Source organism: Oscillatoria nigro-viridis PCC 7112, from assembly GCF_000317475.1.
GTDB classification, from domain to species: Bacteria; Cyanobacteriota; Cyanobacteriia; order Cyanobacteriales; family Microcoleaceae; genus Microcoleus; species Microcoleus nigroviridis.
In genome coordinates, this window is sequence record NC_019729.1 from 1,806,956 (window position 1) to 1,829,842 (window position 22,887).

Sequence of the window (22,887 nt, forward strand, 5' to 3'; positions counted from 1 at the left end):
CTATAAAAAGCGACTGTTAAAGCACTTCCCCCCACAGCTACAACTGGGGAATAGCAAGTTCAAACGACTTGCAAACCACTAATCCCCAATCAAACCATGCAAACCACAAATTCAATTTACACCCAATTGCCTCTTTGCTCTTCACTGCCCACACTGCAACGAAATAATAGTACCACTGCCAATCAAAACGTGCGCTATCTCCAACAATCCTTAGTTAAAAAGGGATATCCCGTCGCAACTGATGGATTCTTCGGCCCAAAAACCGAACAAGCAGTCATCAAATTTCAAAAGGAAAATAACATTGCTGTTGATGGCATTGTCGGCCCTCAAACTTGGAGTCTATTAGGCGCTTGTTATACAGATGAACCCGGATGTTAAGTCCAAGTTAACTAATCCTAGCCGCACCGGTAGCAAGAAACTGGGTTTTTTCACAGCAATACTTCCTTTCCTCCCCCACAAACGCTAAAAAACTTGGTGGTTGAGCGAAGCCGAAACCTCGTTTATGCCCGTCAAAAGTGCATCCAGGACTTTAATTAACATCTTTTCCGCACTTCTGTGCTTTTAAACCACTTGCAAACAACCAATGGAGAATCAAACCATGCCAACCACAAACGCAATTCACATGGAATTACCTTCCTGCCGTTATTTTCCCCTACTCGAACGCAACGATGGCGTCACTCAAAATGAGGACGTTCGCTACCTTCAGCGACTCTTGAACGCCAGCGGATTTTCTCTAAATACTGATGGAGGATTCGGCCCGAAAACCGAACAAGCAGTCATCAGTTTTCAACAGCAAAAACAAATCGTTGCTGATGGCATTGTCGGCCCTAAAACGTGGAATAAATTGGGTGTTTGTACAAATATCTTTTAAAGTTTGTGCAAGCCTCTTTTAAAGAGAGTAGGGCGTGCAGTGCGCGCCCTATTTTTCTGTCGAAGTTTCGACCCCAGACCACCCCTCCGGCGCTCCGTACATTCGATACTTGCGAGAGCGTTTGAAATACAGCATTGCTACCCGATCGTCAGGATTGATTTGTAAAATATTCTGAAATACTTTTTGGGCGGCCACAAATTTTTGCTCGTAGTAAAAATTGAGAGCTTCTTGAAAAATCTCCGCAGTTTGCTGCTTGAGTACAATGCTCTGCTCTGTTTCTGTATCGTAGATTTCAAACACCGACACAGCATTTGTCTTTCCTTTCACCGTTACTCGATCGACAAATCTGTACTTATATTTTTCTGGATCGTCGAGGCGATCGATAATTGCACCGCTAACTAGAATTCTGGCGGCGTAAACTTTAGTCAATCCTTCCAAACGAGACGCCAGATTCACGGCATCAGCAATCACGGTACTTTCCATGCGTTCTCGCTCGCCAATGGTACCCAACATCAAATTTCCCGCGTGCAAACCGACGCCGATCGCGATCGGAAACAAGCCATTTTTTTCTCGCTGCTGGTTGTAGATATTTACTTCTTTCTGCATATCAATTGCTGCTCGTACACCATCTTCAGGAGATGTAGGAAACAGTGCCATGACTGCATCCCCAATGTATTTGTCAATAAACCCGTTATTTTTCCTGATGGCAGGGCTAACCCTTCCCAAATAAGTATTAATAAATGCAAAATTTTCAGGCGGTGTCATCTGTTCTGAAAGCGCCGTAAAAGAGCGAATATCAGCAAACAGCACGGTCATATTTCTTTCCTGATTTTCGCCTAATTTTACTTCAATAATACTCGGCTTTTCCAGCAAGTTGAGAAAATCGTGCGGCACAAACCTGCCGTAGGCTGCATTCAGTTTAGCGAGGCGAATTTGCGTGTTAATTCTTGCCAACAATTCCTTTTTGATAAAAGGTTTAGTTACATAATCATTTGCTTCTAAGTTAAAAGCTTCTACCAAGTCAGTAGTTTGATTTTTAGCCGTCAGCATCAGAATCGGCATTTCTAACGGCGAGTATTTTTTGCGAACTTCTCGACACACTTCATAACCAGTCATCTGCGGCATCATTACGTCGAGTAAAATTAAGTCCGGCTTAAATCCCGATCCAATCAGATTTACAGCTTCTAAGCCGTTGCTGGCTTGAGTAATCTCGTAGTTTTCTATAGAAAGACTGTTGATGATTACCTGAATATTAATGGGCTCATCATCGACTACCAAAACTTTTATTTTTTCAGTTTCTAGCAAGTCGCTATTGTCCGATCTCGGAGAATTTATTATAGATGATTGGCGGGCTAATTCAGGAGTGATAAAAATGGGATAATTCTCGCTTAAACGCGGCTGTCTGCTGCTAAATTCCGGCTGACTCTCAGATACGGGCAAAGTAAAGATGAATTGGGAACCGACGCCTACAGTTGAAGATACCCAAATTTTACCTCCGTGCAATTCCACTAATTGCTTGGCAACAGTTAACCCTAAACCCGTGCCGCCATATTCTCTAGCAGTGGAACCGTCAGCTTGTTCAAAGGATTCAAAAATTCGCTCTAATTTATCTTCGGGGATGCCAATACCGGTGTCCGATACAGTAATCGCTAATTGGGAATTAGGCGGTGATTGTGCGTTGCCCGTTACCAATTCTGCTGAAATTTCAACTCTGCCGCTTTCGGTAAATTTAATCGCATTGCCGATTAAGTTGTAAAGTATTTGCTGCAACCGATTCTCGTCGGCTGCTATTGGCGGCAATTCAGGAGCGACTGAGTTAATCAACTGCAAGTTTTTTTTGCCTACTAATGGCTGAGACAAAGTGAGAATTACAGAGACTATTTCTCGAAGCCCGACGGACTTAATTTGCAGTTCGAGCTTTTTGTGTTTGAGCTGAGAAAAATCCAGAAGATCGTTAATTAAAGAAGACAATCTTTTCCCCGACGATGTAATCAAAGCTAAGTTAAAATTTGTTGAGTCTGGCAGTTGTCCGGTAGCACCGTCTATTAAAGATTCTGCAATCCCAATAATGCCGTTGAGGGGAGTGCGGAGTTCGTGGGAAGTATTGGCTAAGAATTCGTCTTTCAGTTTGTCGAGTCGCTGCAATTCGGTATTTTTAGTTTCTAAGGCAGTAAAAGATGCTTGCAGTTGTGCTGCCATGCTGTTAAAAGCAGCGGCAAGTACGCCCAACTCGTCGGATCGCTCGAGCTTGACAGTTTGGTCAAATTGTCCTTCAGACAAAGCTATTGCTGCATTTTTTAATTTTATAAGAGGTTTGATAATCCAGCGAGAAGTGAGAATTCCTAGCACAGTTGCCATGCCCAACGCTGCCAGACATAGCAAAACTGTAGTTCGGTTGCCGGCATGGATTTGTTCCATAAAGTCGGCTTCGGGAACGACGACAACAATCAGCAAATCTAAACCTTTGCCGTCTTGGAAGGGCAGGACTTTTAAAAATTGCTGCTTCCCGTTTATCTCAAAATGGATTTGCTGCGATTTGGTAATTTGGTGGAAGTTTTGAAAGTGACTTTCTAAATATTTAGCTGTAGTTTGCGTTACTGCATCGCTGCTTTCTGTAACTTTAAACAGTTCTTTTTTACCGTTTTGGGTGCGAAAAGGTTTTTCGGGTGTGGAAGTTGCCAACAGCGTGCCGTTTCTTTCGATAATAAAAGTTTGACCTGATTTGCCTATTTTGAGGCTGGTTAAAAATTGACCGATACTGTCGAGACGCAAAGCAGTAATTAATACTCCTTCTAGCTGTTTCTGGCTGTTGTAAACTGGTTGCAGCGCGCTGAGGATCAAGGTGGGTTCTAGGAAGGATATATAAACTGAACTCCAAGTTGGTTTGATTGCTAGAGCCGCATAGGAGTAGGAAGGGTGCTGTCGGATGTCGAAGTTTTTGACGTAGGCTGCTACTGTCGTGCGATCGCCCGTATCATTAGTATTGTAAGAATAAAAATCAAAATTTGTAGAAGGGCCCGAGGCGTTAATCAATAAAGTGCCGTTGGACATCTTTTCGCCGGTGCGATATTCTCCATCTTGATTAGCGATCGACGTAAAATTGATATAAGGATATAATTGCACTTGCCGCCACAGATACTTTTCCCAAGCTGACAAGTCTTTCATGTTCAAAAAACCCAGTTTCACTGCATCCAGCTTGCTTTGATTGATTTGGTGCGGAGTTTGCAGATAAGTCCTCAAATTTTGCTCGATGCGATTGCTCACCTCTCCCATCAACTGATCCGCAAGGTCATTTACTGCTTTTTGAGAGTTCCTAAATGATAAATAGCCTACAATACCCACTGCTGCAAATACTTGCAAGACAAACGGAACTATGAGTACAGTTTGCAGGCTCGCTTTGACTGACAGTTTGGCAACTAAGCGCTTGAGATAAAGAGTTGACATAACATTAATTTAGCTTAAAAGACCCAATTAATACTCGGAGCGAAAACTTACCTCTGGTAAGTATTATAAACCATTTTGTACTTAAACAAAACTTACGCAAGGATGACCCGATCTCGTTTCTACCATCCTCAATTTTATACCAAATTATTAAAATTAAAAGCGAACTGCAGGGACATGGGGATGCCCTGTCCTAAGCTGTTGCGGCATTTAAATGGTATGTCAAAAAAAATTAAAGTCTTGTGGGGTGTAGGGGTTGGGCGTCCCGCCCGCCCTGAATCTACAATTTAAATGTGCGACAGCTTACTCCCCGCGCCGGACACGGCATTGCCGTATCCCTACTTTTCATCCAAAGCTTCTATCCCCGACCATCCTTCTGGCACTCCATACATTCGATTCTTCAGAGAGCGCTGACAGTAAATTGCTGCTAACTTATCTTGAGGATTTATTTCGCAAATATCCTTAAATATTTTTTGCGCTTTACTAAATTTTCGCTCGAAATAAAACTCCAGACCCAGTTTAAATTCAGCAGCAGTTTCCTGTTTTAGTTCAATGCTTTGTTCTGTTTCTGCATCATAAATTTCAAACACGGACACGGCAGATTTTTTCCCTTTTACTGTGACTCGATCGACAAATCGGCACATATATTTTTCTCGATCGCCCAAACGCTCTAGAATTGAGTCGCTAACTAGAATGCCCGCCCCGTAAACCTTAGTCAGTCCTTCCAAGCGAGACGCGAGATTCACCGCATCAGCAATCACCGTACTTTCCATCCGTTCTTGCTCACCAATCGTACCCAACATTAAACTACCCGCGTGCAAACCGATGCCGATCGTAATCGGCGCGTAATTGCTGAGTTGTCGGTGCTGGTTGTAAACCATAACTTGTTTTTGCATTTCCACCGCCGCGCAAACAGCATCATCTGCCGACTCAGGAAATAGTGCCATAATCGCATCGCCAATATATTTATCGATAAAACCTTGGTGAGCGCGAATTACCGGACTCACTCGGCTGAGGTAGCTGTTGAGAAAACTAAAGTTTTCTTGGGGAGTCATCCCTTCTGAGATAGCCGTAAAGGAGCGAATGTCAGAAAATAAAACTGTCATTTCTTTCTGAATTTGATCGCCTAGTCGGACATCAACAATACTTTCGTGTCCCAAAAATCGCAGAAAGTCGTGGGGGACAAATCTACCGTAAGCTGCATTGACTTTTGCCAGACGGATGTGAGTTTTGATTCTGGCTAGCAATTCATTTTTGACAAACGGTTTAGTTAAAAAATCATTGGCTCCTGCATTGAAACCTTGCACTAAGTCAGATACTTGATTTTTGGCAGTTAGCATCACAATTGGCACTTCTATAGCGGTGAATTTCTCCCGGATTTTCTCGCAAACTTCGTAACCTGTCATCCGCGGCATCATCAGATCTAGCAAGATCAAATCGGGCTTGTAGCCTCTGTCTATAAGGGCTAAAGCTTCTCTACCGCTGCTAGCTTTGGCGAGCGCATATTTTTCGAGAAGTAAATTGTTAGCCAATACCTGAATATTCACAGCTTCGTCATCTACAATCAAGATTTTAACCCGACTGTTTTCTTGGCATTCTTTATCATCGCTCAAACTGTTATCATTAAAAGTTGGTGCAGCAGTTGCATTAGTTATTAACTTGCGATCGTTGGTTCTTGAAACTAAAGACGGCCGAACCGTTGCTGGCAACTGCTTGCGGTCGAGATACTGATTTTGAGAGATTGGCAAACTAAAGGTAAACTGCGAACCCATACCTACTTTTGAATATACCTGAATTTCGCTGCCGTGCAGCTCGACTAACTTCTTTGTCACGGCCAAACCTAAACCTGTTCCTCCGTATTCTCTAGAAGTGGAACCATCTGCTTGTTCAAAAGATTTAAAAATTCGTTCTAATTTATCTTCAGCAATGCCAATACCAGTATCGGATACCGTAATTTGCAGTTTTGACCTGACAATTAAAGATTGAAGCTGGCTTGTTAATGAACTTTCTTTTTCTGCCAAAGGCGGCGAGTCCAAGCCGATCGCATTAGCGGAAATTTCTACAGTACCATTGTCGGTAAATTTAATCGCATTTCCGATTAAGTTATAAAGAATTTGTTGCACCCGATTTTCATCCGCATCCACGAGGGGAATGTCGGCAGTGACTGAATTAATTAACTGCAAATTTTTTGTACCAATTAGAGGTTGAGAAAGAGTCACCACAATATCGACAATTTCTCGGATGCCAACAGGCTTGATTTGCAGTTCAATATTTTTGTGTCTCAGCTTCGAGAAATCGAGAATGTCGTTGATGAGATTGCACAGTCTTCGGCCGCTAGATGCAATAATTTCCAAGTTGGAAATAGTCGCTTCTGGCAATTGTCCTGTGGCCCCGTCGAGCAATGATTCAGTTAAACCGATAATTCCGTTAAGCGGGGTGCGGAGTTCGTGAGAAGTGTTGGCTAAAAATTCGTCTTTGAGTTTGTCAAGTCGCTGCAATTGGGCATTTTGCTGCTCTAATTTTGTGAAAGATACTTCCAATTGACCCGCCATGCTGTTGAAAGCATTAGCTAATTTTCCGAGTTCGTTAGATGCCGCAATATTTACCCGAGTTTCAAACATTCCGCTACTCATTTTAGTAGCGGCAGATGTTAGGGATTCCAAAGGATGTGTAATCGATCGAGCAAAAGCCACTCCCAAACCCACGGCGACGAGGGCGCTGGCGAGGGTAACTGCACCCATGACGTATAGGAGGTTACGCACGGGAGCGTAAGCTTCGGCTGTAGGTAGCTCTACAACCACCATCCACTGAACCCTCCGCACGATCGCACCCGTGCCAATAACTTCTTCCCCGCGCAAGCCTCGATAAACGATCGGAGATTGAATCGCCGAAGCTAAAGCTAATTTGGATAACTCTCGCACAAAGGATCGCCCTCGCAAATCTTGCAGTAAATACGGATTAATCTTGCTTCCGGTTTCTGAAATCAGTACGGATCGGTGATCGAGAACGTAGCTGTATCCAGTTTTTCCAACTTGCGATCGGGCGGCAATTTGAGTTAAAAAATTGAGACTAACTCTGGCAAATAATACTCCGGCAATTTGATTGTTATTGTCGCGAACAGGCACTGCTAAATTAACAACATTAACTGCTGTTTTTAAATCTACATCTACTGGACTAACATAATTTTGACTTTGCCGAAAAGTCTCCCAAAACACAGGTGTTTCTGCTGAAATACCTGCTAAATTTAAGCTGTAGATAGAGAAGGATTCGTAAGGCGACATCGCCTGTAGGATTTGACCTTGACTGTTAAAAATTCCGACCACTTCGTAGGCGCTGTTGCTGTTGACCAATCCTTCAAGAATGCTGCGCTGAGTTTCAGGATTAAATTCTGTTAAACCGCGCAATTCTGACAAATAATTGAGTTGGCGCTGCAAGTTATCTAGATAAGCGCTAATTTGGACAGCAGCAGCTTGCGATCGCTCGTACTGAAGCTGTTTTGTCTGTTCTATTTGTCCCCGAAAGCTGAGGTAAGCTAAGGTACTTCCCGCCATCAATACGCTTGCCACAACAATCGAGACAAAACCGTAACGCAGTTGATTGGCAATTGAGGACATTAGATTCTGCCAGTTAACAGTTTGAACTCACTTTATAGGATACACCCAATTTCACATTTTTAAGACTTGCGGAATCGCGATCGTTGATTTCTTGTTACCTTTGCCTGAGTTATGGTTTTATAGATCTAATTTTTGTTTCCAGATAACATCTTCAATCCAAATGCGATCGGGAAGCAGTCCCAACCGAAAGAAAATTTCCGCAATCCGCTGCTGTTCTTCAACAGCCCTGTCTTGAATTGGCAGCACATCGTAGCGGCGGCTTTTCGTTAACATGATAGCTGTGGTTATTTTCATTCCCCTTCGAGCGCTGATAAATTCTGCTGCTGGCTCGGTATTCTTAGTTATCCAAGTAGCCATCTGTCGCGTTTCTCCCATCACTATTTTAACAATATCGGGAAACTCGCTAGCAAAAGAGCGACTTGCCAAATAGAAGTTTCGATCATTCATCAGTCCGTCACTGTTAGTCAAGAAATGAACAGGCATCGTTTCCTGTAACTGAGCTAGAAACGGCTGCCAAATAGCCCAAGCATCAACCTCGCCTCTCACAAATGCTTGCTGAGCTGTTGGCGGCGGCAAATCGACGAATTGGACATCTTTTAACTCCAAGCCACCTTGAGTTAACGCCCGAATTAACAAATAGTGACCTGCTGTTTTCCGAGTTGCTGCTATTTTCTTGCCTTTGAGATCCGCTAGAGTCCGAATAGGAGAATCTTCAGGAACTATGATGCCAATGCTTCCCGGTAAAGCGGAATCATTAGCAATATAAACAAAAGGTACGCCGTCTGATTGGGCAAAAATTGGCGGCGCAACTCCTGCATAACCCAGATCGATTTTTCCTTTTCCTATTGCTTCTAGAATTGGCGGCCCTGCAGCAAATTCTGTCCATTCTACAGACCACCCCATTTTTGCTAAACGTCTTTCCAAAGAGCCTTTAGCTTTGAGATAAAACAGCGCTCCGAAACGCTGATGCCCGATTCTTACAACTCTTGTTAAGTTTGAGGGTGCATTTTGGGTTTTTGCTAGAGAGTTATTTATTAGCTCTGAGTTGCAACTTGCAATGGCTGAACTCAAGCAAACAAACAGTATAAATAACAGCGCATATCCCCAATTAAAACGCTGTTTAATAGAAATTAAACTAATATTTAATGATTTAAACCCAGTTTTTTTGTGGCTCATACAATATCGGACAAGTAGGTTTTACCTCATAAAAATGATTTATTGTATTTAGATTAATTATATTATGTGCGCTTACTTCGGGCGGTTAAAAACGGTTAAATTAAGAATAAAATATTGGCTCGCTGCTCCTGAAATTAGCCACAAAATTAAGCTATATTATAGCAGATTTCCGGAAAGTGAGATTTGCTATGGCTGACTCTATTGCTCGTCGCTTGGAACAATACACGGTAAAACGATCGCGCGAAGTTTTAATCGTCAAGGCCGAAATTGACGGCGAATTCGATGAAATTGCTATTTTTAAAGGCTTTTCTAGCTCCCTGACGCGATCGACCGCGAGCGATCCAGAGGTTCCTGTTTTGCCGGAGGAAGCAAAAATTGTCAGTGTCGATCGCCTGGAGAGCCCCTACAATCCAAATAACCCCCGCTATCTTCAGCAGGGGTTATCTTGGGAAACCATGCAATCTCTATTGTCCGAGGCGGGAGTTTAGCTCTGGCATTAGGGACACAACGCGAGAAAAACAGCAGGGACACAACAATGTTGTGTCCCTACTACAAAAGCACTATGTCCTTACCCTTACTAGAGCGTGCCGCCGGCAGCTTGGAAACGAGCTCTCGCGCGTTTGATTGCTTGCTTGGCTTGAATTTGCTCTTGCAAAGTGCCGCTAGCAGACTTTTCCAAACGAGCTTCTGCTTCGGTGTAAGCAGTACGAGCAGCTTCTTTATCAATGGTTTCGCCTTTTTCAGCGCCGTTGACAAGAATAGTCACTTGGTTTTCTTGGATTTCTGCAAAGCCGCCCATCAGAGCAATAGACACCCATTCCTTGCCGGGACGGACGCGCATCACTCCGGTATCCAAAGCCGTCAACATTGGAGCGTGACCGCTCAAGATACCCAGTTGGCCTGTGGTGCTCGGCAGAATTACTTCTTCAGCATTAGAATCCCAAACAGTTTTGTCTGGGGCCACTACGCGCACAGTTAATGTCATAAATTGTCAGTTTTCAGTTGTCGGTTGTCAGTTGTCAGTTGTCAGTTGTCAGTTGTCAGTTGTCAGTTGTCAGTTATCAGTTGTCAGTTGTCAGTTGTTACCAATAACCAATAACTAATAACAAATAACTAATAACTACTGACTCATGACTACTGACTCATGACTACTGACTCATGACTAAAATTACTTGGCGTCAGCTTTCATTTTTTCAGCTTTGGCGATCGCCTCGTTGATATCGCCCACCAAATAGAAAGCTTGTTCCGGCAATTCGTCAAGTTCGCCAGCCAAAATCATCTGGAAGCCCTTAATGGTGTCTGCCAGCTTGACGTACTTGCCGGGGGAACCGGTGAACACTTCAGCCACAAAGAACGGTTGAGACAAGAACCGTTCAATTTTGCGAGCGCGAGAAACTGTCAAGCGGTCATCTTCCGACAGCTCGTCCAAGCCCAAAATTGCAATAATGTCTTGCAATTCCTTGTAGCGTTGCAGAGTTGACTGCACCTGACGAGCAACACCATAGTGCTCTTCGCCGACAACGCTAACTTGCAACATCGTAGATGTAGAATCCAGCGGGTCAACAGCCGGATAAATACCCTTGGCAGCCAAACCGCGAGACAACACAGTTGTAGCGTCCAAGTGAGCAAAAGTCGTAGCCGGTGCGGGGTCAGTCAAGTCATCCGCAGGTACGTACACAGCTTGAACTGAAGTAATCGAACCTTCGGTAGTCGAAGTAATCCGTTCTTGCAAGTCGCCCATGTCTGTACCGAGAGTCGGCTGATATCCCACAGCCGAAGGCATCCGACCCAACAGAGCCGATACCTCAGAACCCGCTTGCACGAACCGGAAGATATTGTCAATGAACAGCAGCACGTCTTGCTTGCTGACATCGCGGAAGTATTCGGCCATCGCCAGAGCCGACAGCCCCACGCGCATCCGAGCACCGGGCGGCTCGTTCATTTGACCGTAAACCAGAGCAATTTTCGACTTGCTGCGGTCTTCTTCGTCAATAACCCCCGACTCGATCATTTCTTTGTAGAGGTCATTGCCTTCGCGGGTGCGCTCGCCCACACCGCCGAACACGGACACGCCGCCGTGAGCTTTGGCGATGTTGTTCACGAGTTCCATCATAATCACGGTTTTGCCGACGCCTGCGCCGCCGAACAAACCGATTTTGCCACCGCGACGGTAGGGGGCGAGCAGGTCAATCACCTTGATCCCAGTTTCAAACACCGAAGGCTTGGTTTCCAGTTCGGTGAAAGTCGGCGGGTTGCGGTGGATGGGCATACTTTCAGAAGTATTGACCGGGCCGAGGTTGTCTACGGGTTGACCGATGACGTTAAAAATCCGGCCCAGAGTTGGGGTTCCGACGGGAACTTGGATCGATTCGCCGGTATCTACTACTTCCATGCCGCGCACCAAGCCGTCGGTGGTACTCATGGAAACTGCACGCACTTGGCTGTCTCCGAGCAGTTGCTGAACTTCGCAGGTAACGGAAACGTCTTGACCTGCTTCGTTTTTGCCGGAAATTGTGAGAGCGTTATAGATTTGGGGCAGTTTGCCGCCTGGGAATTTTACGTCTACAACCGGTCCAATAATTTGGGTGATGTAGCCTACGTTCGTTTTTTCTGCGGTGGATACCATGAATAGTGCCTTTGTTAGGATGCTATTTTTCCCGTTATGGAAAAAGTCTTAACATTTAGAAATGCTATTCCTCAGATTACCACTGAACAGACGCACTATTTAGATTTGTATGGGGCTGGTTAAGAGTCATTTTTATGGTTACTGCCCTCGCTTTTTTTTCCTGCGAGCTGCAGCCAAAGCCCCGATCCCCAGCATAGTCCCGAACACTGTGACTGGTTCGGGTGCTAACTCAGCCGATACGCTGAAGTCTTGGAAGTCCAAGTCGTTTCCTCCTCCAACATCGTCGAAGGAGATTTTTGTGCCCTGAGCCAGTTGGGTCATGGTGACCGATGAAAATTGTTCTGGGCCTTTACCGCCGTTGATGTTGGTAAATGAGTTGGTGGAGTTGTAGTCGAGATTAAAGTTGCCAAACACGGCTTGCTGACAGCCCGCCACCAGACAGTCATCTCTTCGGAACTGGGTGTTGGCGGCAAACCATTTGGGGCTGTTCATGAACCTGCTGCTGGAAGCGTACTGCTCGAATTGTTTGCCGGTGCCGCTGTCGCTCCACAGCAGGAGGGCATAAGTTTGATCCTGCAAAAATTTGAAGGTTTGGGTGATGGAGCCGTTGTCGGAGGTGACTGCGTTGCCGAAGCTTCCCTGCCAGTCATCCGCGCTGCCGTTATCTGAGGGTTTAGTCTCGTAAAACAGTCTGGCGATGTTGCTGTAGCCAGTGTTTCCTGACTCAGCTTGGGCTACCCACAAGCTGGATTGGTAATTGCCGTGAGATTGGTCGAATGTAAAGTTTATATTGGTATCTCGATCGAACTGGATGCCGCCAGTGCCAAACATGAAAGCTCGGACGGGCGTGCAGATGCTGAGCAACATTGTGGTTGCCAAGCTGGCGACTGTAAAAGATGTTTTTTTGACTAGCGTTAAGGTAGTCATAACCCTGATTCCTCCAGTATTGTTAGGTAGTAAGGCGGAAAATGCCCTAAATGCCCTGTTGCCGTGACACGAATCGACGATCGCGAGCCTGCGATATTTAGGACGATCGTCAAACCTCAAGAAGAGGCTCCACACCAGTGAATCTACATACAGATCTCACTTAAGGGTGTTTTGGAGTAAATGAGTGCTTCTTCTAAGAGTTTTCACTGACACCAGATTGCCACAGTTTAATCTGTAACAGCAAGAATTTCATCCTGCCTAGACTTCCAACCTACTACACTTACTTCGTTTCGGTAACGGTCTCAAGTTGAGTGCAAGACTTGCAACTATTGGCTTTCATCAAAAATACATAAAAATTTTACTGGAGCTTTATAAAGTTTTGGTAAAGTTAATCCAAAAAATATAAAGTTTTTGAGAGAACGTCCGCTGTTGAGTCAGTTGCTCCTGAAAGCGGTCTGCAAGCTGCTCGCCCCATGCAGAAAGAAGCAGCGGCGACCGCGAGTAGGGATTTGAGCGATTTTTTTGCCTCTCTCAGCAAGCTGTATAACAGGCGATCGGTACTTACGTACTTTCGACTAATATTCCGAGCTTTTTAAACCCCTAAACCTCGCGTTCGGTGCCATATTTTCACCGACAGTCCCGGACGAATTAACCCGGTTTTTTAAGGTAATTGGGTCAGGGAAGCAGTCAAAGTCAAAAAAAGAAACCAAGTTTCATTTCTCGCGCCTGATTTATAGTAAAAAAACAGTTTTTACGTAAATCATAGTAATTTAAAATATACATTTCCTTGTCCCATTTTAATTATTCGGTAACTAAAAATAGGCTGCTCCTATTGACATGAGGAATTTTTATGAGTAAATATAGGACAGATAAATACGATCGCACTTTAAGCAAAATCTTTCAAAATAATGACACCCAACAAACTACATTTGCTCGGATGGTTATTCATTGTTAGCTGGCTGAGTGCAGTGGCGGGTTCGGCAAACGCGCAACCTATCACCCCGGCAGCGGACGGCACTAACACAGTTGTTACTCCCAACGGCAACCGCTACGACATTTCCGGGGGGTCTTTCAGCGGAGATGGGGCTAATCTTTTTCACAGTTTTACTCAGTTTGGCCTCAGCGAGGCTCAAACGGCTAACTTTCTGACGAATCCCAATATTCAAAATATTTTGGGAAGGATTACTGGGGGTAATCCTTCTTTAATAAATGGCTTAATTCAAGTTACGGGTGGCAATTCCAATTTATTTTTGATGAATCCTGCCGGCATAATTTTCGGGCCGAATGCCAGCCTCAACGTGCCTGGATCTTTTAATGCTACTACGGCGACAGGGATTGGTTTTGGGAACAATCAGTGGTTTAGTGCGATCGGCAATAACAATTGGGCAACTTTAATCGGGGCGCCGAACAGTTTTGCCTTTACAAATTTGCCAGGAGGAAGCATTGTTAATGCAGGCAATTTGGCGGTGACACCAGGTCAAACTTTAAGTTTGATCGGCGGTACGGTTGTCAATAATGGTCAGGTAACTGCGCCTAGCGGCAATATTCTCATCAGCGCCGTACCCGGTAACAATTTGGTGCGGATCAGTCAAGCTGGAAATTTATTGAGCTTGGATATTCAGCCGACAGCAAATCAAAGTTCGCTGCCCAACAATTGGACGCAGCCGGTGTTATCTTTGCCCGAGTTGCTGACTGGGAAAGGTGTGGCACAGGCGACGGGTTTGACGGTAAATCCCAATGGGGAAGTTGTGTTGACGGGGAATGCTGCTGTGCCGGTAACTGCGGGAACTGCGATCGCATCCGGCAGTCTCAATGTCTCTGGCAACACTGGCGGTAGTGTAACTATTTTAGGCGACAAAGTAGGTGTTATTGCGGGCAAGATCGATGCTTCTGGGATTAACGGCGGCGGTAATGTACTGATTGGGGGAGATTATCAGGGTTTGGGTACGGTGCCCAATGCTTTGCGGACTTTTGTTAGCAGCGACTCGACGATTAATGCTGATGCTATTAGTAATGGGAATGGCGGGCGAGTCATAGTTTGGGCTGATGAAACTACTCGCTTTAATGGCAATATTACGGCGAGAGGTGGCTTGTTTTCTGGGAATGGCGGCTTTGTGGAAGTGTCGGGAAAGCAATCGCTGGATTTTCAAGGATTAGTTGATTTGCGATCGACCTTTGGGATTGCTGGAACCTTATTGTTAGATCCTACTGATATCACTATTAGCACAGGTGCGGATGCAGGCGGCACTTTAGGAGGGGGAGCATTTACGCCATCGGCGGGTACTTCTACGATTAATAATGGGACGCTGCAAACACAGCTAGGTTTGGGAAATGTGACTATTTCCACTGCCTCCGTTTTTGCGAATCAAGGCGATATTAAAGTCAGCGCTCCGATCTCTTGGGCTAATAGTAATTCCCTAACTCTGATTGCTAATAATAATATTAATATTAATAATACCAATATCACTACTCAGGGAGGCAATATTACTCTGAATGCTGATAGTGATAATCTAAACGGTGGTGCTGTCCGTATCGTAGATTCGACGATCGATACTAATGGTGGTAATTTCCTGAGTAACGGTCAGGGGAATTTTGGGTTGGGGCCGGGAATCGAGTTCAAGAACAGCACACTTAATGCCGGGGGTGGAAACATTGACCTGAATGGTATTGGAGGAAAGGCGACAGCAAACAATCATGGTATTTTGATTTCCGATGCTAGCACACTACAAACTATTGGCAGCGGGAATATTACTCTCAATGGTACTAGCGGAACCAACCCATTCACCCCCACCCCCCATGAAGGTATTGTTGTTACAGGTACATCTAAGGTGACTTCAGCTAATGGAAATATCACCCTGACTGGCACAGGAAACGGAACTGGAAGCGACAACAACGGGATTAACATTGATACCAGCACAGTGGAATCGATCGGAACAGGAAGTATTACTTTCAACGGTACTGGCGAGAACGGGACAGATGGTAATCGAGGGATATCCATTGACGGCAGTACAGTACGGGCTGGGGGAAATATAAACTTGACTGGTAAAGGTGCTGGGACTTTAACCAACAACACTGGCGTTAGAATATTCAACTCTACAGTAGATTCAACGCCGGGGAATGGGACTGTCACCATCAGCGGGACGGGAGGAAAGGGGACTGACAGCAATCAAGGGATAACTATTGATAATCCCAGCAGGGTAAAATCGCAGAATGGAGATATCGCCCTGACTGGAAAAGGTAACGGTAGCGTGGGCAACAACACGGGCATTTCGGTGGAAGGGCTGGTGGAGTCCACAGGCACCGGGAATGTAACTCTCAGCGGTGTTGGGGGCAATGGGACTGATAGCAATCAAGGGATACGACTTGTGGGTGGCACAGTGAAAGCGATCTCTGGAAATGTCAGTCTGACTGGTACAGGCGGTGGGGCTGGAATTACCAACGAAGGCATATATATAGACGTTGGTGCTACAGTCCAAACCGCAGGCTTGGGAAAGGTGACGTTGACGGGGACGGGCAGTGCAGGGACAGGCACTAATTCCGGGATATACGTCAACTCAGGCACTGTAAAATCGCAGAATGGAGATATTGCTTTAATTGGTACCGGTGTAGGGACATCAACTAGCAACGACGGCATTTACTTCGCCCCGGCCTTACCGCCGGTAACGGTACAAGCTACGGGAACGGGTAATATTAGCCTTACGGGAAAGGCTAACAACAATTCCATTCCTATTAACCTCACTGACGGTGTGATTGATGCGGCTTTGGGCGGCAATGTCACTTTGACGGGCGATGAAATTCAACTGTTAGGGCCTACTCAAGTCAATGGCACCGGCACTATTACTTTGCAGCCGCTGACACCGAGTTTAGGTATTCTGATAGGCGGTACTCAGAACAACCCTGACGTTCCTCCTTTGAATCTAATCCAGACGGAACTCGACACGTTAAATGGGTTTTCCCAAATGGTGATTGGGCGGACGGATGGGACGGGGGCGATCGCAATTGACCCCGCTGGTGTTACTTTTAATTTCCCCATCACAATGCAAGCTGGGACAATTGCAGTTAATGGAAACATTACAGGTGCAAACAACGCTTCAATTACTTTTAACGCTCTAACGACTAACTTAAACGCAAATATTCTTACCAACGAACAGAATATTACCTTTGGTAAGCAAGTCTCTCTCGGTACGGGTTCTAATGTCACTCTCGATACTGGGTTAACGAATGCAGGCGACATTAATTTTGGGGGAACGGTTGACGGCGATGGCAACCTAGTTTTGACTGCGGGAACAGGCGTTATTAATGCCAACGGCTTCATTGGAAATACAGTACCTTTACGTTCCCTGACAACAATCAATTCTTTCGATGTTAAGAATCCGATCGATTTTTCGATTAAAACTACAGGCAATCTTACCGTTGGTAGTATGAGAAATCCCGGACGGGCGATCGCTCTTACCAGCAGTAATGGCAATATTGATACGACTGCGGGGGCAATTGATACCACATCCACTACCGGAAATGGTGGCCCGATCGCACTCAGTGCCAACAATACGATTGACGCTAGCAATCTTAACTCTAGTTCCACTGCTGGTAATGGCGGAAAAATCGATATCACTAGCACAACTGGCGATATTATTGCAGCCCCAGGAGTAGTTTGGAATTCTAGTTCTAATTCTGGTAGCGGCGGAGATATTGCGATCGCAACTCTCAAGCAAGTTGGGATACAAGGCATTGATGCTAAGGGATTGCCCGGTACTGGAAATATTATTATTAGCGGCAATGAGATGAGCTTTTCGGGAGGCCCAGATTCCGTTCAGGGTAAAGGTACTTTTTCAATTCAGCCTTTTTCGCCAAATGTCGGAATTCGCTTCCAGGCTGGACTTCCTGACGATCCGCAGGCGATCGATTTAGGAACGCCCTTTTTATCGGCATTGGCTAATGGATTTAGTGAAATTGTTGTCGGAACTAATACTACCACAGGCAAGATCGCTGTAGAGAATTTGCCGATAGTTTTCAAAGATCCTGTGACTTTCAATACTCAAGGCACTATTTCTGTAAATCTCGCTAGCTCGATTTCGGGAACTGATAATGCCTCAATTACTCTCAATGCTCCAACTAATAACCTGAACGGCAATATTACCACCCAATCTCAAAATATCACAATTAACGGCAATACCTTAGTGGGAGATAGCGTCTTAGTCAGCAATGGCAATTCAGCAGGTGGCAATATTCTGTTTAACAATAACATTGATGGCAGTGGCAATCTCACTTTAGAAACTGGTACTGGAAACATTGATGTTAAAGGTGCTGTAGGCAATACCACACCATTAGGAAATCTTACAGTCAACAGTGCTGGTACAACTACATTTAATGCTGTCAAGGCTACCAGTTTCACCACCAATGCTGGCGGCACAACTCAACTCAAGGGAAATGTCACTACAACTGGGCCTCAAACTTATGGAGATGCAGTGACAATTGCCACTAATCCGATTATTTCAGGCAGCGGCGTTACTTTCAATAATACTGTTGATGCTAATAACATTGGCAGCGATTTGACTGTAAATGGGGGTGCAGGTAATATTACATTCAATGGTGCAGTTGGCAATACCAAGCCATTAGGCAATATTACCGCTAATTCTACAGGCACAACCGCATTTAATCAAACAGTCAATGCCGCGAGTTTGACTGCAGATGCTGGCGGCACAACTAAACTTAATGGCAATGTGACTACAACTGGCAGTCAAACTTATGGAGATGCAGTGACAATTGCCAACAATCCCATTCTCTCCGGCAGCGGCGTTACTTTCAATAATACTGTTGATGCCAATAACATTGGGAGCGACTTGACCGTAAATGCGGGTGCTGGTAATGTTACATTCAATGGTGCACTTGGCAATACCAAGGCATTAGGAAATATTACCGCTAACTCTACAGGAACAACCGCATTTAATCAAACAGTCAATGCCGCGAGTTTGACTGCAGATGCTGGCGGCACAACTCAACTCAAGGGAAATGTCACTACAACTGGCAGTCAAACTTATGGAGATGCAGTGACAATTGCCAACAATCCGATTCTCGCAGGCAGCGACATTACTTTCAATAATACAGTTGACGGCAGCAGCGATTTGACTGTGAAGGCGGCTAGCGGTAATCTTACCTTCAATGGTGCAGTTGGTGCTGCAAGTGCGATCGGCAATTTAACAGCTAATTCTATAGGAACAACCGCATTTAATCAAACAGTCAATGCCGCGAGTTTGACTGCAGATGCTGGCGGCACAACTCAAGTCAAGGCAAATGTCACTACAACAGGCGCTCAAACTTACGGAGATGCAGTGACAATTGCCAACAATCCGATTCTCGCAGGCAGCGACATTACTTTCAACAATACAGTTGACGTAGCTGGCAATCTGGGTATTGCGGCTGATAATGTTAATCTCAAAGGAACTGTAACAACCACCAATGACGGCACGCTCACAATTACCAATAAGGTGAATCTCAATATTGAGAAAAACCTGAATTTAGACGGTGCATTTATTCAAAATGGCGGGGGAAATGTTGCGGTTAGCGGAAATATCACCACAACTAATGATAATATTAGTTTTAGCAATCCGGTGACATTAAAAGCTCCTGTAAGTTTTACGCTGGGAGATGCAACTATTGCTTTCGGTTCGACTGTATCGGCAGGTAGTAACCCGCTGAATTTAACAGCAGGTGAAATTGATTTTGCCGGGAATGTTTCTGGTACGGGCGCGCTAACGCTGCAACCCGCAACAGCAGGACAAAATATTGTTGTTGGCGGAATTGATAACAATACTAGCGCTTTAGATTTGACTGCATCGGAAATTAGTTTAATTCAAAATGGATTTAGCTCGATCGCGATCGGGCGATCGGATAGCAGTGCCAATATTAGTGTTCCCTTTAATCTCACATTTTTAGATCCAGTAAATATTCAAACTGGAACAGGTACGATCGCACTTGATGGCACTATTACCGGACTTGACAACAGCAGCATTGCTCTCAAGGCTGCCACAATTAATTTGAATGATGGCATCAATACCAATAAAAATCCGATCGCTCTCAACGGCACTGTCACACTCGGCAACGATATTAATCTCAGTACCAGCGGCGGAGATATTAAGATAATTGGTGCGATAGACGGCAATCATTTGTTGAACTTAGATACGGCTACAGGCAATGTGCTGGTACAAGGAAATATCGGAGTAACTGCACCGCTTTCTGTTTTGAATGTTACTGCATCAAATGCCGAATTTATTGGAAACGTTAACAGCAATTCAGGTTTTAATGTTACGGGATTAAACACTAAATTAGGCGGTAATGTTACGACGAATAACGGCAACATTAATATTAGCAATGCTGTGGTTTTGACAAAGGATGCGGTATTTAGTACCGCAGGGGGAAATATTGCTTTGGGTGCGATCGACAGTGACAGCATTAATGCCCGCAGCCTAAATCTGGATGCAGGTAGCGGCAGCATCACTTTCAACGGTGCGGTGGGGGCCACCAGCAAGTTAGGAAATCTTGCGATCGAAAATGCTGGCAATGTGACAGGAAACTCGACAATTAACGCGCAACAATTGACAGCACTAAACACGGAAAAAGTCAACTTATCGGGAGATGTCACCGCCGGTAAAGTCGATATTACTGCCAAGGGCGATATAAGTGTTAAAAACATTACTACTAATGGCGGAGAAATTCTATTTACAAGCGGTAACAATTTCACCGCAGGCAATTTGAATACATCGGCAAACAGTGGCGGCAACATAACTGTTAAGGCGATAACTTCAATTACGGCGGGACAAATTAACTCTAGCGGTATAGTCGGAAATGCCGGCAATGTGTTTTTAGATCCGATCGGCGATATTCAAGTAGAGTTTATCAATGCCCAAGGCGGCACTGGCGGCACCGGCGGCGATGTCACAGCAATAACAGGCAATTTTTTCCGCGCTACGGGTACTTTTTCCACACCGCTGTCGCCGACGGGAGTCGCTAGCATTTCTACTGCTGGCGGCACAGGTAGCGGAAATATCGCAATTACACACGCTGGCGGAGATGGAGGGACGCCGATTCAACCGTTTGTGGTGGGGGATGCTGCTAGCAACGGTACGGCGGGTGCAATTACAACGGGACAATCTAGCATTACATCGCAGTCGTTTCCGCGTTCTAGTAGTGTTGGTAATATTGTGTTTTCGACTGACGACGCGATCGACCCGCCGCCAACGCCAACTCCGACTCCGGCAGTAACTCCGACTCCGACTCCGAGTGTCACTCCGACTCCGGCAGTAACTCCGACTCCGACTCCGAGTGTCACTCCAACTCCAGTTGTCACTCCGACTCCAACTCCAGTTGTCACTCCGACTCCGACTCCAGTTGTCACTCCGACTCCGCTGGTAACTCCGACTCCGACTCCAGTTGTCACTCCGACTCCGCTGGTAACTCCGACTCCGACTCCAGTTGTCACTCCGACTCCGGCAGTAACTCCGACTCCGACTCCAGTTGTCACTCCGACTCCGGCAGTAACTCCGACTCCGACTCCAGTTGTCACTCCGACTCCGAGTGCAGTTGTCACTCCGAGTGCAGTTGTCACTCCGACTCCGAGTGCAGTTGTCACTCCGAGTGCAGTTGTCACTCCGACTCCGAGTGCTCCTACGGAAATACAAGTGCCCGCGCCCGCAGCTACAGCCGCAGCGCAACCCTCAACCCCCGACGCAGAAGACTTTCAGCGCAAAAAAAATAATCCCCAGCTAGAAAATCCCGGTGCTGCAGCCGATCGAGTTTTAACCCTCGATCGAAGTATCACCAGTCAATTACCCAGCGACTTAGTACCACCCTCACCAACACCACCACAACCGCAAACACTCAACCCTACTTCTAATTTAGTTCTGGGATACGCCCCGTCTCCCGATCGACTTTTTGAAGGTAACGACATACAGAAAACAGTCTGGGGAATCGAAGAAATGAGGAATCAAGAATTTGGAGAATACTTGGGGGTAAAAGCCAACCTCCCAGAGGAAAAAACCTTGATTTCGACTTTCCAACAAACTTTACAAGATATCGCACAGCAACCGGGCAAGCGGTCTGGTATTATCTACATAGTCTCGCGAGAAGATCGACTGGAACTAATTTTAGTTCCTCCCGTGGGGCGACCGATTCACTACAGCGTCCCCGAAGCCAACAGAGCAGCTCTTTTTCCCACCGTTCAGGAGTTTCGCAATGAAATTACCAATCCCGCAAAACGCGGTACTAGCACTTATCTAGCTGCCGCCCAGCAATTATATAAATGGGCGATCGCACCCCTAGAAAAAGACTTACAAAACTTAGGAATTCAAACTTTATTACTGTCAGTCGATCCCGGATTGCGGAGCCTGCCCTTTGCCGCTTTGCACGACGGTAAAGGCTTCTTGATTGAAAAATACAGTTTCAGCCTAATTCCAAGTTTTAGTTCGACTAATACTGATTATAAAGCTGTTAGAGACGCCACAGTGCTAGCAATGGGAAGGTCGGAATTTGTTGACCAAAACCCCTTGCCCAGTGTGCCGATCGAATTGGAGGCGATTTCGGCTCAGTGGCACAGCCCATCTTTCCTCAATTCTACTTTCACTTTAGATAATCTCACGTCGGAACACGCCAAGGGAGGATTTCGGATCGTTCATCTAGCAACTCACGCTGAATTCAAACCGGGAAAAGCGAGCAATTCCTACATTCAACTGTGGAATTCCAAATTGCAGCTCGATCGCATGGAGAGTTTAAATTGGCGCAATCCGCAGGTAGACTTGTTAGTATTAAGTGCTTGTAGAACTGCTATGGGCGATCGGGAAGCAGAGTTAGGTTTTGGAGGTTTAGCAGTAAAATCCGGCGCCAAATCTGCTTTAGGTAGTTTGTGGTATGTTGACGATGGAGGCACTTTGGGGCTGATGAGCGAATTTTACCACCAGTTGCAAGCAACCACAACTAAGGCAGAAGCTTTGCAACGCGCTCAACAAGCAATAATGTCCGGTAAAGTGCGACTGGAAAACGGACAGTTAGTAACAACAGGCGGCAAGTTAAATTTACCTGCTAATTTACAACAAACAAACCAAAATTTTTCTCATCCTTACTATTGGAGTAGTTTCACTCTAATTGGAAGTCCTTGGTAAGCTGTCATACTTTAGCTCGTGTTGGGTAAAATCAACCATTCTAGGTTGTAATGATGACTAAAGTCTGAGCGAGTTTTATGA

10 protein-coding genes are annotated in these 22,887 nt (G+C 45.4%); 4 read left to right on the forward strand and 6 right to left on the reverse strand.

Annotation, left to right across the window (positions count from 1 at the left end; all coding sequences use genetic code 11):
- Positions 1-96: 96 nt before the first annotated feature.
- Both OSC7112_RS07740 and OSC7112_RS07745 read left to right on the forward strand, forming a co-directional pair.
- Entirely contained in the window at positions 97-378 is a 282-nt protein-coding gene (locus OSC7112_RS07740; RefSeq protein WP_015175388.1) for a peptidoglycan-binding domain-containing protein, read from the forward strand.
- A gap of 220 nt (positions 379-598) precedes the next feature.
- A complete protein-coding gene (locus tag OSC7112_RS07745) occupies positions 599-871 on the forward strand; it encodes a peptidoglycan-binding domain-containing protein (protein ID WP_015175389.1) in 273 nt (90 codons plus the stop codon).
- 48 nt (positions 872-919) lie between these two features.
- On the opposite strand, the gene OSC7112_RS07750 is transcribed toward OSC7112_RS07745, so the two are convergent.
- The 3 genes from OSC7112_RS07750 to OSC7112_RS07760 form a co-directional block, all read right to left on the reverse strand.
- Positions 920-4,315 (reverse strand): ATP-binding protein, encoded by a 3,396-nt coding sequence (locus OSC7112_RS07750; protein WP_015175390.1) that lies wholly within the window; start codon positions 4,313-4,315, stop codon positions 920-922.
- Positions 4,316-4,650: 335 nt separating this feature from the next.
- The gene (locus OSC7112_RS07755) at positions 4,651-7,926 is read right to left on the reverse strand and encodes a response regulator (protein WP_015175391.1); all 3,276 of its coding nucleotides are present in this window, start codon (positions 7,924-7,926) and stop codon (positions 4,651-4,653) included.
- A 117-nt stretch (positions 7,927-8,043) separates the two neighbouring features.
- Complete coding sequence (locus OSC7112_RS07760) at positions 8,044-9,102, reverse strand: aliphatic sulfonate ABC transporter substrate-binding protein (protein ID WP_015175392.1); 1,059 nt, start codon at positions 9,100-9,102, stop codon at positions 8,044-8,046.
- A 188-nt stretch (positions 9,103-9,290) separates the two neighbouring features.
- Between OSC7112_RS07760 and OSC7112_RS07765 the strand changes: the two genes are divergently transcribed.
- Positions 9,291-9,590, forward strand: a complete 300-nt coding sequence (locus tag OSC7112_RS07765; protein ID WP_015175393.1) for a DUF7734 family protein — start codon at positions 9,291-9,293, stop codon at positions 9,588-9,590.
- Between the two features lie 89 nt (positions 9,591-9,679).
- On the opposite strand, the gene atpC is transcribed toward OSC7112_RS07765, so the two are convergent.
- From atpC to OSC7112_RS07780, 3 genes are all read right to left on the reverse strand, one after another.
- Entirely contained in the window at positions 9,680-10,087 is a 408-nt protein-coding gene (gene atpC / locus OSC7112_RS07770) for an ATP synthase F1 subunit epsilon (RefSeq protein ID WP_015175394.1), read from the reverse strand.
- A gap of 183 nt (positions 10,088-10,270) precedes the next feature.
- Entirely contained in the window at positions 10,271-11,728 is a 1,458-nt protein-coding gene (gene atpD / locus OSC7112_RS07775; RefSeq protein ID WP_015175395.1) for a F0F1 ATP synthase subunit beta, read from the reverse strand.
- A 138-nt stretch (positions 11,729-11,866) separates the two neighbouring features.
- Complete coding sequence (locus OSC7112_RS07780; RefSeq protein WP_015175396.1) at positions 11,867-12,655, reverse strand: PEP-CTERM sorting domain-containing protein; 789 nt, start codon at positions 12,653-12,655, stop codon at positions 11,867-11,869.
- A gap of 908 nt (positions 12,656-13,563) precedes the next feature.
- Here OSC7112_RS07780 and OSC7112_RS07785 point away from each other — a divergent pair.
- Positions 13,564-22,806 carry a CHAT domain-containing protein gene (locus OSC7112_RS07785; RefSeq protein WP_015175398.1) on the forward strand — a complete coding sequence of 3,081 codons (9,243 nt, stop codon included), beginning with the start codon at positions 13,564-13,566 and terminating at the stop codon, positions 22,804-22,806.
- Positions 22,807-22,887 lie beyond the last annotated feature (81 nt).